Below are 13,241 nucleotides of genomic sequence, written 5' to 3'. Positions count from 1 at the left end.
TTAACGAAGAAGTTAGGAAAACTAGCTGCTAGAGAAACATATATTAAGCCGATCTCAGGTTAATTACACAAACAGATATTATTTTATACAAATAACACGTTAGTATTGTTCGAATAACAAGCTAAATATAAATAAGTAGACTTAAGTGCCTCCTCACTTGAAATATAATACAAAATAACATTAAATAAATATTATCAATAGCCGATAACTTAAAAGCTTATCAGCTAAAACTACAAATATCTTTGTATTATCCTATTTATACTACTTATGGATAGACGAGCCGTATAACTTGCAGTAAGTTAATCTAATGAATTAATCTGGGGACAACCCAAACCAATGGTGAACTATATGAATTTAACTGTCGCGATGAAAATAATTGGTGGCTTTGCCATTTTAACAATTCTGCTAGTACTCACTAGTGTCATCTCTCTTTCAAACTTAAGTACTATCCATAGCGCGACAAGCCAGCAACGAGACTTAGCTATTCCAACCTTAAAAGGTAGCAATCAGCTTGCTTTGCAAATTAGTCAAATGACTAACCTAACATTAAAAGCATATTATCAAACTGAGCTAAATTTACTGGCCAAAGAGTTAACTAATTATAAAAATACTCAAGGTGAGTTTGATCAGAAACTTTCTCACTTAAAGCAAATAATTTCAAATGAAAAAACATTACTTGCAAGCTTGGGTGAAATCGAAGCATCCTACAACGATTACTCTCAATCATCTTTAAGTTTATTCAAAAATCATAAAATCAGTATTAACCAAAAAAAGCAGTTAATTAATGATATTGATACTCTCGAAGAACAAGCTGATGATATGGTAACTTTATTACTTGATTTAGCCGATCATGATTTAGCTGACACTAAGCTACAACGAGCAATTAATTTAAGTGAGCAACTTGAAAACCAATTAAATTCTTTAGTATCTTCTGCCCTTGAATATAGAGACACTTTATCATTGAGCACTGCTGAACTTATTGAGAGTGAGCTCTCTTATAGCCTTTCAGGGGCGAAGCAATCTGTCGATGAGATAATCTCGGAACTAAATATCAACAAAGTAAATTCCGTAGCACAAGATGTACAGGGATCTTTTAATGACATCCAAAACCTTATATCGATGAATGACGGTTTTATTGCCAATAAAAAAGCCCAACTTAACGCCAGACAGCAAGCTGAACTAATGCTTGAAAATGTAGAAAAAAATGCCACTCATATTAATAACTTATTAGCGAATCAAATTGAACTTGCTAATGAAGCGACCCTTGATGTTGCTGAACAAGTAGAATATTCAGTAAATAGTAGTAACAATCAAACTGTCATCATTATGATCATTAGCATTGTTATCGCAATTGTTATTGCTCGATTCACCTTATTAAGTATTACTCGACCTTTAGAGCGAGTTAATAAAATGTTAAACATTGTCGCTTCAGGTGACTTGTCTCATAAACTTGATGAAAGTGGTAAAGATGAGTTTGCGCAACTATCTAAAAACTGTAACTTGTTAATTGATAGCTTACGTAACCTTATTGAAAGTATTGTTAACCGCTCAGCACAGCTTTCGGCAGCTGCTGAAGAAACATCAGCAGTAACAGCACAAAGTACAACGGCAATTGAAGAACAACGAAATCAAGTAGAGCAAGCGGCTTCTGCAACAACAGAAATGAGCAGCACATCTCAAAGTGTTTTAGCCAGTGCTAACGATGCCTTAAATGAAATTAAACATGCTGATGACGAAGCTGAACGAGTGAAAGTTATTTCAGCAAGAAACCGCCAAACTATTGAGCAGCTTGCCAACGAAGTTGACTCTGCTTCTCAAGTTATTAATCAATTACAACAAGACAGTGCTTCTATTGGTAGCATCTTAGATGTTATCCGTGGTATTGCAGAGCAAACCAATCTACTTGCTTTAAATGCTGCTATTGAAGCGGCGAGAGCAGGCGAACAAGGTCGTGGTTTTGCTGTAGTTGCTGATGAAGTAAGAACTTTAGCAAGTAGAACGCAAGAGTCTACCTCTGAGATTCAAACCATGATTGAGGCATTACAAAATGGCGCAACTAAAGCCGTTACAGTAATGGATACTGGTAAAGCCAAAGCGAGTGACTGTGTAACACAAAGTGAAGAAGCCGATACTGCGTTAGAAACAATTACCCATGCCGTACATGAAGCTTTTGATCGTAGTTCTCAAATTGCCACCGCTGCCGAAGAGCAAAGTGTGGTTGCTAATGAAATTAGTGAAAACCTTGAATCTATTGTTGCTATTGCAGAGCAAACCACTGAGGGCTCCAAACAAACAGCAACATCAAGTAGTGAAGTTGCCCGTTTAGCCGAAGAACTCCAACACTCTGTACAAGAGTTTAAGTTATAAAAAACCCGTAAACACAGGCAGATATATTGTAATTCACGTTATTATATATCTGCCACGCAAGATGTTTATATTGACTTACATTCAATAAAACATATAATACCCCTGCTTGAAGTTAGTTTTATATTTTTGTACACCATTTCGATGTTAAAAACTTTCTTACCTTTGGTAAGACATATGTAGCACGTCCTGATTTATAAGTAATAGCAACTCTTTTTAGCAAACCCCGATTAGTTAAATAAATTGATTTAACTAACGAATTACTCTTAAATTTATAGGATACACATTATGTCTACTACTACTGGTACAGTAAAATGGTTTAACGAAGCTAAAGGTTTTGGTTTCATCGAGCAAGAAAATGGTCCAGACGTTTTCGCACACTTTAACGCTATCGTTGGCGAAGGTTTCAAAACTTTAGCTGAAGGTCAAAAAGTTGAATTTACAGTTACTGACGGCCAAAAAGGTCCTCAAGCTGAAAACATCGTTGCTCTTTAATTACTAATAACTGAGTAGCTTTAGTTACTCGTTATAATAATTAAAAAAAAGGACATACTATTTAATAGATGTCCTTTTTTATTACCTAAAATATTTTATTATTCGCTATTTATCTATAATTAGCGCTTTGTTATTTATCACGACACTATTCATAAGCTTGCACTTATAATATGTAACCCGTGTTCAGGTTATTTAATAAATAACCATCGCACTGGGGCATAATATTGATAACATTCCCATCCGATCTAACATGCAATAGTCAACGGCATTAGCAAGTAATTCATCTGTTATCTCTAACTGTTCAAGTAACTCTTCACCTATCAACTCTTGATATGATAATGCTTTAATACTTTCATTAGGCATAACCATGCTTTTATAGGTAACCCGTTTCGCAATATAGAGTAGCTGCGTCTCTATACTTTGTAGAGCTACCTCGTTAATATCCTGATTTCGGATAGATGAGAATAAGCTATAAGGTAACTGCCAGTACTTTAATAACTCTGCAGAGCACTCTCCGTAACTAAAACCTAAAACGGCGCGCTGTTGCTGCCAGGGTAGTAAGTCAGACTCGCGACAACGAGAAATAGCCTCAGGGGTAACTTGGTGAACGACTAGCTCACCTAAGTTATGCAAAAGTCCTAAGATAAATAATCGTTCAGCATTGGCAACATTAAGGTGAACACCTAAAAACTTAATTAATAAAGCACAATCAATACTATTTAACCAAAACTGCTCTAAATAATCATTGTTTTCATCGTCTAACTTGAATGCCTCGGTAGTAAAATAAGCGAGAACTAACGTATAAATTTCAGTGATCCCTAAGACTAAAACTGCTTTAGAAATAGTATCAATCTTACCTGGGTAGCTAAAAAAAGAGCTATTGGCTAATTTAAGAATACTACCAGCTAAAGCAGGATCGAGTAGAATAACCTCTGAAATATCGTCAATAGTAGAGGCTTCATCATCAACGAGTTCTTTGATACGTAAAAAGGAATCAGACAAAACAAAAACATCACTCACTTGTTCAATATACTCTTCTAATCGCATCCTTAAGCCCCAACAATACAAATTAATTATGTTATTAACGATTATAGTTATAAATTACCTTAATACGCTATGTTAATTTGATATGAACTAAACTTTCGCATATTAATAACGCCTTTATCGAAGATTAAATACTGTCCTTTTATTCCGAGTAATACACCTGAAACCTGCTCCGTTTTATCAAAATTAAACGAGCTGATTTTAGTGAGGTATTCGCTCACTGGGTAGTGAATATCTTGAACTTCTTCATCTAATGCGACAATAGCATCGTCACCAAACTCTAAACGCAGTTGAGAAAGTTTCTCCGCTATTTTTGGCATTAACTCTTTGGCTTTTTCTTTTAAATCGAGGGACTCAGGCGCTCCCTTTAACATTGCGCGCCAATTCGTTTTATCACTAATAAACTCAGCTAATGCTGTTTCGACTAAGCCAGACTGTAAACGTGTTCGCACTTTAAATATAGCAAGCGCTTGGCTAGCCCCCTGATCAATCCAACGTGTAGGTAATTGAGTATGACGCGTAATACCAACTTTAAGCCCTGAGCTATTAGCCAAATACACGTAATGTTCAACCATGCAGTGTTGCTCTCCCCACTCAGGCTCTTTACAAGTACCTAGGTGAAAGTGACAAGTTTCAGGTTTCATAATACATAAATCACACTGCGCTAGTTTTGCCATGCAAGGGTAGCAAAAACCTTGCGAATAACTTTTTTTAGTTTTTTTACCACAATGTTTACACGCAATCATGCCAGAAAAAGTTAACGTAACTTCTTTACCTATTAAAGGGTTCAACTCAATACTCTGCTTAGTACTTTCGCCATTAATACTGGCTAACGGTAATTGGTAATGCACTAAATTGTTTTCATCAAGCTGAGCCGTTAACTTTTCTACAGCACCTATTTCACTAATAACCATATTGCTCTCTTCTTTCATTAATTGTGTATTAAGTTCGTTCAAATCGATTAAGGGTCAAATGTTATAAGTCCACTCAAAACTGAACTTTTTGTCGCGTTTTCTTTATTGTTTTTCTATTAGCTTTAGAGTCTAAGCGACGCATCACCGAGCCTTTGGTTGGTTTAGTTTCTCGCCTTTTTTTCACCACAACCATCGCTTGTTGAATGATCTCTTTTAAACGGTTTAAAGCATCTTCTTTATTCATCTCTTGGGTGCGAAATGATTGCGCTTTTAAAATAATAACGCCATCTTTTGAAATGCGACTATCTTTTGATTTAAGTAGTTTTTCTTTATACACTGCGGGTAATGATGAACGTTTAATATCAAAACGTAAATGAATTGCCGTCGCTACTTTATTTACACGCTGACCACCGTTACCTTGCGAGCGAATAGCACTTAATTCTATTTCCCAATCAGCTAAATTTACTGTATTTGAAATTTCTAACACATTTATTTACCATCAATTTATTCTAATAAGGCACAATGTTACCTATGACAATGCAAACGACTTGGTGGGTATATTTACTACGCTGTAATGACAATAGTTTATATACAGGTATTACTACAGATGTCTCCCGCCGTTTACACGAGCATAATACCAGTAAACTTGGGGCAAAATATACCCGCGCAAGACGCCCCGTGACATTGGTTTACCAAGAGGAAGTCCCTAATAAAAGTATCGCGGCCAGTAGAGAATATCAATTACGAAAGCTCACTAAGCAGAAGAAAGAACATCTGGTTGACCTTTACACGAAAAAACATCAATAACTGCTACTTTTCGATAACAAAACTTCGATTTCACTGTAAACTACTGCTAGAATGCGCTGTTTTTAATGTTAATTGAGAAGTGAATAATTATGTCAACCCAGAAAATGTTTATTGAGAACTACTGCCCTGTAAGTGCTGATAAAATAAGCTTTACTCGACAACAAGGCAGTGATTTTGCCAAACAAGTTGCGGATGACTTTAATCCCTTACATAACATTGACGCTAAGCGTTTTTGTGTTCCTGGTGATTTATTATTCTCAGTGATCATTGCCAAGTCTGGCCTTTATGAAAAAATGACCTTTGATTTTTCTGGTATGGTTAACGATAACGTAGCACTCACCTTCCCAACCCATATTGATAATAGTTACGATATCAAAGATGACGCAGACAAGGTTTATTTAAGTGTACAAGCAAGTGGTAAAAGCACCACTAACACTAGCTTAATTAATGCGCTCACTAAAGCATATGTAAGCTTTTCAGGTCATACTTTCCCCGATATATTAGTCAAACTGATGGCTGAGAATAATGTAATGATTAACCCTGCTCGTCCAATGGTTATGTACCAAAGTATGTCTATAGACTTGTTTACTCTAAATACTGACGATATCTCACTCGTTTTAGCTCAAACTAGCTTAACGATTGATGGAAAACGCGGTGATGCCTTATTAGCGTTTAACTTACTATCAAACGGTGAAGTGATTGGTCGCGGTGAAAAGCATATGCTGCTAAGCGGTTTGCGTGATTATGACCAAGAAGGCATAAACGCAATGATAGCTCAACATAGCCAGCACAAAGCTGACTATCAAAAAAGCATGTAAACGATAATAGTCGATTAATCTGTAGCAGCCGGCTCAACATATTGATGCTCAAACTCTGCTTGTTGCATTAACCTGTCTTCACTACAAAAAGCAAATGTAGTTAAGCTCTTAGGTTGATGGCAACGCTCAGGTCGTTGATAAAAATGTAACCAAGCAAACTGCTTTTCCCTAGGGTATTTAGATTTAACTTCAATACGTTGTTTGCTAGCAAAAGGGGCCGCAACGTTTTTAGTTTTTTTATTTCTTGATTTTTTATAGGTTACTTTAGCCTTGTTGCTGCTATTACCTTGAGCTTTACTTCGCTTTTTTTTGCTCTTACTCTTTGTTTTAAAGCTAGATGAGCGTTCACACTGCCACCACTTATCTCTCGCCTTATCTTCCCTTGCTCTTAAACTTTGTCCTTTTTTTAAGCCATAACCACTTCTTTGCAAAGCTTGTATATTTTGCAGTTTTTCTAATAAAGGACGACAACGTTTTTTTGCCTCAACATTAACACTCAAAAAAACTACGGTTACACAAACAACCGATAATATTAATTTCATACCCTTTGTTTTCATCATAGCCTCCTTGCTACGCTTTTGGTCAAACCTATCGTGACTCTTAAAATATAGACTACTCTTATTAATACACTCAATAACACGGATGTTAATGATGACTCATTACTGCAGAGTAATATCGACCACTACATTATCTTTATTGCTATTACTACTGACAATTTCCCCTTATACGAAGGCTGTTGAAAAACCACATATACAAAAAGCCCTCAACTTTAATAAAGGTGCAATAAAACACCAACCGGAGCAAAATAGTGATGATATTAGTCATTACTATGTGTCAGAAAAGCTCGATGGTATGCGCGGTTATTGGAATGGCACACAATTAATTAGTCGAGGAGGTAACCTAATAAAAACACCCATCTGGTTTACTCAAAACTGGCCCCAAACACCCATGGATGGAGAGCTCTGGTTAGGAAGAAACACTTTTCAGTTATTAATGTCGTGTATTAAACGTCGTCCAATTGTTGAAGATCAACAGAGTAGCTGTTGGGCGAATGTTCGCTTTATGGTTTTTGATTTACCTAAATATAATCACCCCTTTTCAAAACGCGTACAGCAAATGCAAAGGGTTATTCAAAACACAAAATCTCATTATTTACAGATGATAGCGCAAGAGCATTTACCAACATTAGCAGCGCTTAATAGTAAGCTTAATACCGTAATTGCTATGCAAGGTGAAGGGCTAATGCTGCATTTAGCGAGTGCTTATTATCAGGTAGGACGAAATAAGGCTTTACTTAAACTAAAGAGGTTTGATGATGCTGAAGCGATTGTTATTGCTTATACCGAAGGCAAAGGTAAATACATAGGTATGATGGGGGCATTACAAGTGAAAACAGAACAAGGTGTTGTCTTTAAAATTGGCTCAGGGTTTAGTGATGACGAACGCAAAAATCCCCCAGCAATAGGTAGTATCATCACTTATAAATTTAATGGTTTAACACAAGCTGGTGTTCCAAGGTTTGCCCGCTTTTGGCGTATTAAGCGAGCAGAGTAAAAGATAAATCTATCGTTAGTCAATTTTCTATGAGTGTTCTGGTAAATAAGTAAAAATAAGCACTTTTAACCCTTTCCCTGCTTGAGCTTCTTTAAATACTTCAGGGTTATCAACCTTATAATTAAACTGACATTGCGGACATTCACGAGCGACTTCAGCCTTTAGAAAGTCTTCATCTAAGTCTGGAGAGTTCAAACATAGCATAAGCCTAGCACCAGCATTCATCCACTGTGGAATACGGCGGATAATTTTCGCGTAATCTCGCTCAATATTCACACTACCTTTTTGAAAGGAAGGAGGATCACAAATTAATAAGTCGTAAGGGCCGTATTTTTTTATTCGGCTATTTGATTTAAAAATATCAACACCTTCAAAAACCACCTGCTTCCCTTCTTTTTTAGATAACAGGTTTAACTGATGATTTTCTCGCCCCTTACTTAATGACGCTTTACTTAAGTCAATATTAACAACGCGACTAGCACCGCCCAAAGTGGCCGCTAACGAAAAGGCGCAAGTGTAAGCAAATAGGTTTAAAACATTTTTATTATCCGCATGCTCTTTAACCCAAGCACGCCCATTAGCCATATCTAAAAACAAACCGCTATTTTGTGCTTTACCTAACTCAATATTAAACTTTAGCCCTTGCTCTTGCACAACCGTTTGTTCAATGCTCTCCCCTAACAAAACTTGCATCGGTGCCATCTTTTCATAGCGTCGCTGCACTTGTACGCTCTGACATTCAGGAATTAACGCCTGCAATGCCAGCGCTTGTCTTAGCAACCATTGTTCATCAACAGGGCTATATAAGGTAATAAGCACAACAGGATTAAACCAATCAACATTAACATGAGTTAATTCTGGGTAGGAATGACCACGGCCATGAAATAATCGCTGTGTATCGCTAAAGTCTGTTGCTGAAATAAATTCAATCATTTATAAACCAAAAATGTTAACGGCAAAGAACTTGGTTGCCACGGTATTAATAAAAATGAGCAACACAATTAATGGAATAAATGTACCTAATGAAAAGCTAATGTATTTCTCTACCCATGAACCACGATAATTTGCATTACCAATACTCAACTCTTCAGATAGCTGCTTTTTCTTCCAACGATAACTAACAAACATACATAATAAAAAGCCATTCAATGGCAAAATGGTATCGTAGAAAACATCATAAACCACATCAAAGAAAGACTTTGTTTTACCTGCATAACTGGTAAATTCACTAAAAAATGGCACCATACCAAACGACACTGTTGCAAACAAGGTTAAGACCCCTGCGGTAAGTGTTAGGTAACCTAATGCTTTTTTACGCGTTTGCTTTTTCTCTGTCACTAAGTAAGAAACCGGTACTTCAATGATTGAAACTAATGATGTTATCGCCGCAAAAAAAACTAAAAGAAAAAAGAATGTCGCGACACTACTTGCACCTACATAACCAATAGAGGTTTGCAACGCTAAGAATATCTTAGGAAGAAAGGTAAAAATTAATGAAACTGAGCTATCACTTAACTCGCTCGGATTAACATTAGGGTTAAAGGAAAATACGGCAGGTAAAATCATCAAACCCGCAATAAAAGCGACCGAAGTATCGGTAATAGCGACGAGTTTTGCAGAATTAGGAATATTGGTTTGCTTGTTTATATAAGAGCCATAGGTTAGTAAAATCCCCATACCTAAAGACAATGAGAAAAATGCCTGGGATAGCGCACCATTAATAACCCCTGGTGTTAACTTACTAAAGTCTGGGATTAAAAAGAATTCAATACCTGCCATAGCATTGTCTAACGTTAAGACAAAAGCCACCATAATAATCAACATACCGAATAAAGCTGGCATTAATGTTTTAGCCGCTTTTTCAATACCGTCTTTCACCCCTGCCGCTAAAATAAAGCTGACAATACCCGCCACAGCGAATAAGGCAACAAAAAGGTAAGGACTGTTAATGAATTCACCAAAGCCCGCACCACTGGCTAAGTAATCTAAATTCCCGGTTACCGTTAAAACGATGTAACCAAAAATCCAGACGGTTATCACCATATAAAACACCGCAATCATAAACGGAGTTAATACACCAAGTAAGCCTGCAACTCCCCAAGCTTTATTGCCTTGACTCAAAGTTTTGAAAGCCCCAACAGGCTCTTTAGCGGTATTCCTACCAACCGCCATTTCGGCAATCATCACAGGTAAACAAATCAAAAAAACAAATAAAGCATAAAGTATTAAAAAGGCACCGCCGCCATTTTTAGCTGCATTAACAGGAAAACCCACTAAATTCCCAATTCCAACCGCTGAGCCAGCGGCCGCCAAAATAAACCCAATGCGTGAGCTAAAATGCTCTCTAGAGGCTGCCATAGTCTTCCTTTATTTTTTATTGTAATGGACTAATAATTATTACATTTGATGCTAACAAGCTTTATTAAATTTGTCTTGCTTTTAAAAACCTTTATTTACTGAGCGTTACATTATTAACCACTACGGGCTGTCATAAATAAAACAATGACACATCATATACGTTAGGCTAAAAACGATAATAAAATGATATATAATCGGTGTGAAAAAAGTACGGATTCAGCTAAAATAAAGTACTAATTATAAAATAACTTAATATTATCAATGCGCTTCATTACTTTTTATTTTTGTGCTTTATCTTTGTTTTTTTGCCAATTGTCTAATGCAAGTACGCAAGACAATGTGGAACTATATTGGTTAACAAATGAAGTAAATGATCATGAAACATTACTAAGACCTAGTAGTGAAAAGCTTTCTACCGCCAATGATACTATTAGGCTATTAATGGAAAACCTGCCTCAATATCAATTTAAAGTACATCTCGCTCAAGGACCAAGTATTAATCGCTTATTAGAAAAGCTTCCCAATAGTTGCGCGCCAAATCGAATAAAAACGCCCGAACGTTTAGAAAAGTTCATTTATAGCTTACCCATTAATATTTACTTAGATTTACACCTTTATTATAAAAAAGAAAATACATTTTCAAAAATACCGCTTTCGGCATTAAACGAACAACAGCAATTACTAAACTTATCGAGTTTATTTTCAGAAAATCATGAAAATTTATTAGGCGTTGATGAAGGTCGCTCTTTTGGTACTATGCTAGATGAACAAATAGCGAGTTTAAATGCGCACAACATTATTGTTCGAGGTGGAGGAAATCGCTCTAGATCATTGATCAAGATGCTATTTAAAGAGCGTATTAACTATATTATTGACTACCCAACCATGATTAAGGAGTCTTTAAATACTCTTTCTATTGAGATGGATTTAGTCTCTCTTGAAATTGCCAATATGCCTAGCTATATCACAGGACATATTGCGTGCAATAAAAGCGAATTCGGCAAAGAGGTGATTGCCGATATTAATAACGTATTAAGAAAACTATATAAAACCCACGCTTTTTACGAAGCGCATAGCCATTATATTGATAAAGCTGATATTGAAGACTTTAATCGTGCCTATAAAGAAGCTTATCAAACCGATATTCCCAAAAAAGCACCTCAATAAGCGCTATTTCAATAACTGCTTGAAACCATTAACTGAAATCATTAACTGAAATCATTAACTAAAATAATCGATTGAAATGACCGACTCCAATAGTCCGCCGTCTTATTTTATACTTAGTTGACTTACTGGGAAAATAACTTAGGGTTCATTAATGCTAAAATGCTCCCCGCCTCTTCACATGCTACTTCGTTAACTTGTGTTAAATCATCACTAGATAGCCCAAGTGCGTCACATAAATCGTTATCGATTAAAGCCTCATTAGTAAACTCATCGCTATTACTATCAATTAGCGCTAATCGAGAGGCCAAATAAAGCACTTTCACATCTTTATTTATTTGAATATCTTGCGCCTGATTAAAAAATCGAATCGGCATTATTATTTTCTCTGGTAACTGCCAAATTTTTAATAAGTCTGCAGAAATATCGGTATAAGTAAAACCTAATACCTGTTGCTGTCGCTGCCAAGGCAAATCATCACTGGTGTATTTTTCACAATGTTGAGCAATTTCGGGGGTTATTTTAGCAACTAACAACTCTCCAAAATTTTGTAATAAACCTGCGACAAACAAGCGTTCAATATCTCTGATACCTGCTTTAATGGCTAAATTTTTAGAAACTAAACCACAATAAATACTCATTCGCCAAAATCGCTTTAGATCTATCGCTTGGTTTTCAAAGTGTTTAAAAGCGGAAGCGGCAACATCAACCAGCATCATGTTATAAATGGCTTGTGTACCAATAATAGTAATAGCACGAGAGATAGTACTTATTTCACCAGGGAAGCTATAAATAGCACTATTGGCTATTTGCAATAACCTTGATGTCATTGAAGGATCTGTACCAATTACATCAGCAAAATTAGCAATTTCAGCGGTTTCGTCTTCCATTAATGCTTTTACTTTAAAGCAGGCATCAGGTAATGCAAAAGAGCCATTAGCTTGCAATGCATAATCATGTACGTTCATTGTTATCCCTTCTATTTGTAATTAGACTAGCAATACGAGCATACAGAATTGTTACTCTAATGGCACTCCGCTATCGCGTTTCACTTGTTCCGTTACCATATAGGTACTGGTTTGTGAAATAACCGGTAAGTCGCCTATTTTCTCTAACACTAGACGATAATTAGCAATATCAGCAAATCGAATCTTTAAAAGGTAGTCATAACCACCTGCAATTAAGTGACACTCAACCACTTCTTTTATGGTAACGATTTCTTTTTTGAATAACTTGAATGCATCTGATGTTGTACAATTAAGTGTGACCTGAATAAAAGCAGTCATACCATAATTAAGCATACTTGCATTTAAAAAAGCGCCGTAACGCTCAATATAGCCCTCTTTCTCCAAGCGCTTTACTCTGTCTAAACAAGGGCTTGCGCTAAGGTTTACTTTTTTAGCAAGCTCAACATTAGAGATTCGCCCATCACCTTGTAAGGTGGATAAAATAACTTTATCAATACGATCTAAAGGTTTTCTTTTGGAATTTGACATAAAGCACTTACGTTATGTGGTAATTTTTGAATATTGCCATATAAAATTCTAAAAAAAAAGCGCAATCAAATGATTGCGCCTTTATCATAGCAGTCTAAATAACCAGAGCTCGGCTTAACAAATGTTTCTCTAGCAGCTAATTTTCCTAACTTCTTCGTTAAATTTACTTGCAATAGGTCAGCTATTGACGCGAAATTTGCATTGCTTATCATATGAAAAGAAGAAAA

14 protein-coding genes are annotated in these 13,241 nt (G+C 36.1%); 6 read left to right on the top strand and 8 right to left on the bottom strand.

What is annotated here, in order from left to right; translation table 11 throughout:
- The first annotated feature begins 348 nt into the window (after positions 1 to 348).
- Complete coding sequence (locus KO495_RS12610; protein WP_215980763.1) at positions 349 to 2,367, top strand: HAMP domain-containing methyl-accepting chemotaxis protein; 2,019 nt, start codon at positions 349 to 351, stop codon at positions 2,365 to 2,367.
- Positions 2,368 to 2,652: 285 nt separating this feature from the next.
- Positions 2,653 to 2,859, top strand: coding sequence for a cold-shock protein (locus tag KO495_RS12605; protein WP_033092258.1), 207 nt, complete (start codon positions 2,653 to 2,655; stop codon positions 2,857 to 2,859).
- A gap of 192 nt (positions 2,860 to 3,051) precedes the next feature.
- Here the strand turns inward: KO495_RS12605 and KO495_RS12600 are convergent, their stop codons facing one another.
- The 3 genes from KO495_RS12600 to arfB all read right to left on the bottom strand — a co-directional run bounded on the left by KO495_RS12600 (position 3,052) and on the right by arfB (position 5,304).
- Complete coding sequence (locus KO495_RS12600) at positions 3,052 to 3,906, bottom strand: HDOD domain-containing protein (protein WP_215980762.1); 855 nt, start codon at positions 3,904 to 3,906, stop codon at positions 3,052 to 3,054.
- 59 nt (positions 3,907 to 3,965) lie between these two features.
- Positions 3,966 to 4,817, bottom strand: coding sequence for a DUF2797 domain-containing protein (locus KO495_RS12595; RefSeq protein WP_215980761.1), 852 nt, complete (start codon positions 4,815 to 4,817; stop codon positions 3,966 to 3,968).
- A gap of 73 nt (positions 4,818 to 4,890) precedes the next feature.
- On the bottom strand, positions 4,891 to 5,304 hold the full coding sequence (gene arfB / locus KO495_RS12590) for an alternative ribosome rescue aminoacyl-tRNA hydrolase ArfB (protein WP_215980760.1): 414 nt from the start codon (positions 5,302 to 5,304) through the stop codon (positions 4,891 to 4,893).
- A 44-nt stretch (positions 5,305 to 5,348) separates the two neighbouring features.
- On the opposite strand from arfB, the gene KO495_RS12585 reads away from it, so the two are divergent.
- Together KO495_RS12585 and KO495_RS12580 are read left to right on the top strand one after the other, a co-directional pair.
- A complete protein-coding gene (locus KO495_RS12585) occupies positions 5,349 to 5,624 on the top strand; it encodes a GIY-YIG nuclease family protein (protein WP_252738944.1) in 276 nt (91 codons plus the stop codon).
- Between the two features lie 89 nt (positions 5,625 to 5,713).
- Positions 5,714 to 6,442, top strand: a complete 729-nt coding sequence (locus KO495_RS12580; RefSeq protein WP_215980759.1) for a DUF3581 family protein — start codon at positions 5,714 to 5,716, stop codon at positions 6,440 to 6,442.
- Positions 6,443 to 6,456: 14 nt separating this feature from the next.
- Here the strand turns inward: KO495_RS12580 and KO495_RS12575 are convergent, their stop codons facing one another.
- Entirely contained in the window at positions 6,457 to 7,002 is a 546-nt protein-coding gene (locus KO495_RS12575) for a hypothetical protein (protein WP_215980758.1), read from the bottom strand.
- Positions 7,003 to 7,090: 88 nt separating this feature from the next.
- On the opposite strand from KO495_RS12575, the gene KO495_RS12570 reads away from it, so the two are divergent.
- A complete protein-coding gene (locus tag KO495_RS12570; protein WP_252738943.1) occupies positions 7,091 to 7,996 on the top strand; it encodes a DNA ligase in 906 nt (301 codons plus the stop codon).
- A 27-nt stretch (positions 7,997 to 8,023) separates the two neighbouring features.
- On the opposite strand, the gene KO495_RS12565 is transcribed toward KO495_RS12570, so the two are convergent.
- A complete protein-coding gene (locus KO495_RS12565) occupies positions 8,024 to 8,929 on the bottom strand; it encodes a class I SAM-dependent methyltransferase (protein WP_215980757.1) in 906 nt (301 codons plus the stop codon).
- Positions 8,930 to 10,354, bottom strand: coding sequence for a sodium-dependent transporter (locus KO495_RS12560; protein WP_215980756.1), 1,425 nt, complete (start codon positions 10,352 to 10,354; stop codon positions 8,930 to 8,932).
- A 261-nt stretch (positions 10,355 to 10,615) separates the two neighbouring features.
- Between KO495_RS12560 and KO495_RS12555 the strand changes: the two genes are divergently transcribed.
- Positions 10,616 to 11,521: a hypothetical protein gene (locus KO495_RS12555; protein ID WP_215980755.1), complete on the top strand. Its 906-nt coding sequence runs from the start codon at positions 10,616 to 10,618 to the stop codon at positions 11,519 to 11,521.
- A gap of 122 nt (positions 11,522 to 11,643) precedes the next feature.
- Here the strand turns inward: KO495_RS12555 and KO495_RS12550 are convergent, their stop codons facing one another.
- Positions 11,644 to 12,486, bottom strand: coding sequence for an HDOD domain-containing protein (locus tag KO495_RS12550; protein ID WP_215980754.1), 843 nt, complete (start codon positions 12,484 to 12,486; stop codon positions 11,644 to 11,646).
- Positions 12,487 to 12,537: 51 nt separating this feature from the next.
- On the bottom strand, positions 12,538 to 13,014 hold the full coding sequence (locus tag KO495_RS12545) for a winged helix-turn-helix transcriptional regulator (RefSeq protein WP_215980753.1): 477 nt from the start codon (positions 13,012 to 13,014) through the stop codon (positions 12,538 to 12,540).
- Positions 13,015 to 13,241: the final 227 nt, after the last annotated feature.

Origin of the sequence: Colwellia sp. D2M02 (assembly GCF_018860755.1) — a bacterium.
Lineage (GTDB): Bacteria > Pseudomonadota > Gammaproteobacteria > Enterobacterales > Alteromonadaceae > Colwellia > Colwellia asteriadis.
Note: the sequence above shows the minus strand (reverse complement) of the source record. Positions and strands in the feature narration are given on the sequence as shown.

Coding starts and splice junctions, on each gene's coding strand:
- KO495_RS12610 (WP_215980763.1), top strand. CDS start 349: ATGAATTTAACTGTCGCGATGAAAATAATTGGTGGCTTTGCCATTTTA.
- KO495_RS12605 (WP_033092258.1), top strand. CDS start 2,653: ATGTCTACTACTACTGGTACAGTAAAATGGTTTAACGAAGCTAAAGGT.
- KO495_RS12600 (WP_215980762.1), bottom strand. CDS start 3,906: ATGCGATTAGAAGAGTATATTGAACAAGTGAGTGATGTTTTTGTTTTG.
- KO495_RS12595 (WP_215980761.1), bottom strand. CDS start 4,817: ATGGTTATTAGTGAAATAGGTGCTGTAGAAAAGTTAACGGCTCAGCTT.
- KO495_RS12585 (WP_252738944.1), top strand. CDS start 5,349: ATGACAATGCAAACGACTTGGTGGGTATATTTACTACGCTGTAATGAC.
- KO495_RS12580 (WP_215980759.1), top strand. CDS start 5,714: ATGTCAACCCAGAAAATGTTTATTGAGAACTACTGCCCTGTAAGTGCT.
- KO495_RS12575 (WP_215980758.1), bottom strand. CDS start 7,002: ATGATGAAAACAAAGGGTATGAAATTAATATTATCGGTTGTTTGTGTA.
- KO495_RS12570 (WP_252738943.1), top strand. CDS start 7,091: ATGATGACTCATTACTGCAGAGTAATATCGACCACTACATTATCTTTA.
- KO495_RS12565 (WP_215980757.1), bottom strand. CDS start 8,929: ATGATTGAATTTATTTCAGCAACAGACTTTAGCGATACACAGCGATTA.
- KO495_RS12560 (WP_215980756.1), bottom strand. CDS start 10,354: ATGGCAGCCTCTAGAGAGCATTTTAGCTCACGCATTGGGTTTATTTTG.
- KO495_RS12555 (WP_215980755.1), top strand. CDS start 10,616: ATGCGCTTCATTACTTTTTATTTTTGTGCTTTATCTTTGTTTTTTTGC.
- KO495_RS12550 (WP_215980754.1), bottom strand. CDS start 12,486: ATGAACGTACATGATTATGCATTGCAAGCTAATGGCTCTTTTGCATTA.
- KO495_RS12545 (WP_215980753.1), bottom strand. CDS start 13,014: ATGTCAAATTCCAAAAGAAAACCTTTAGATCGTATTGATAAAGTTATT.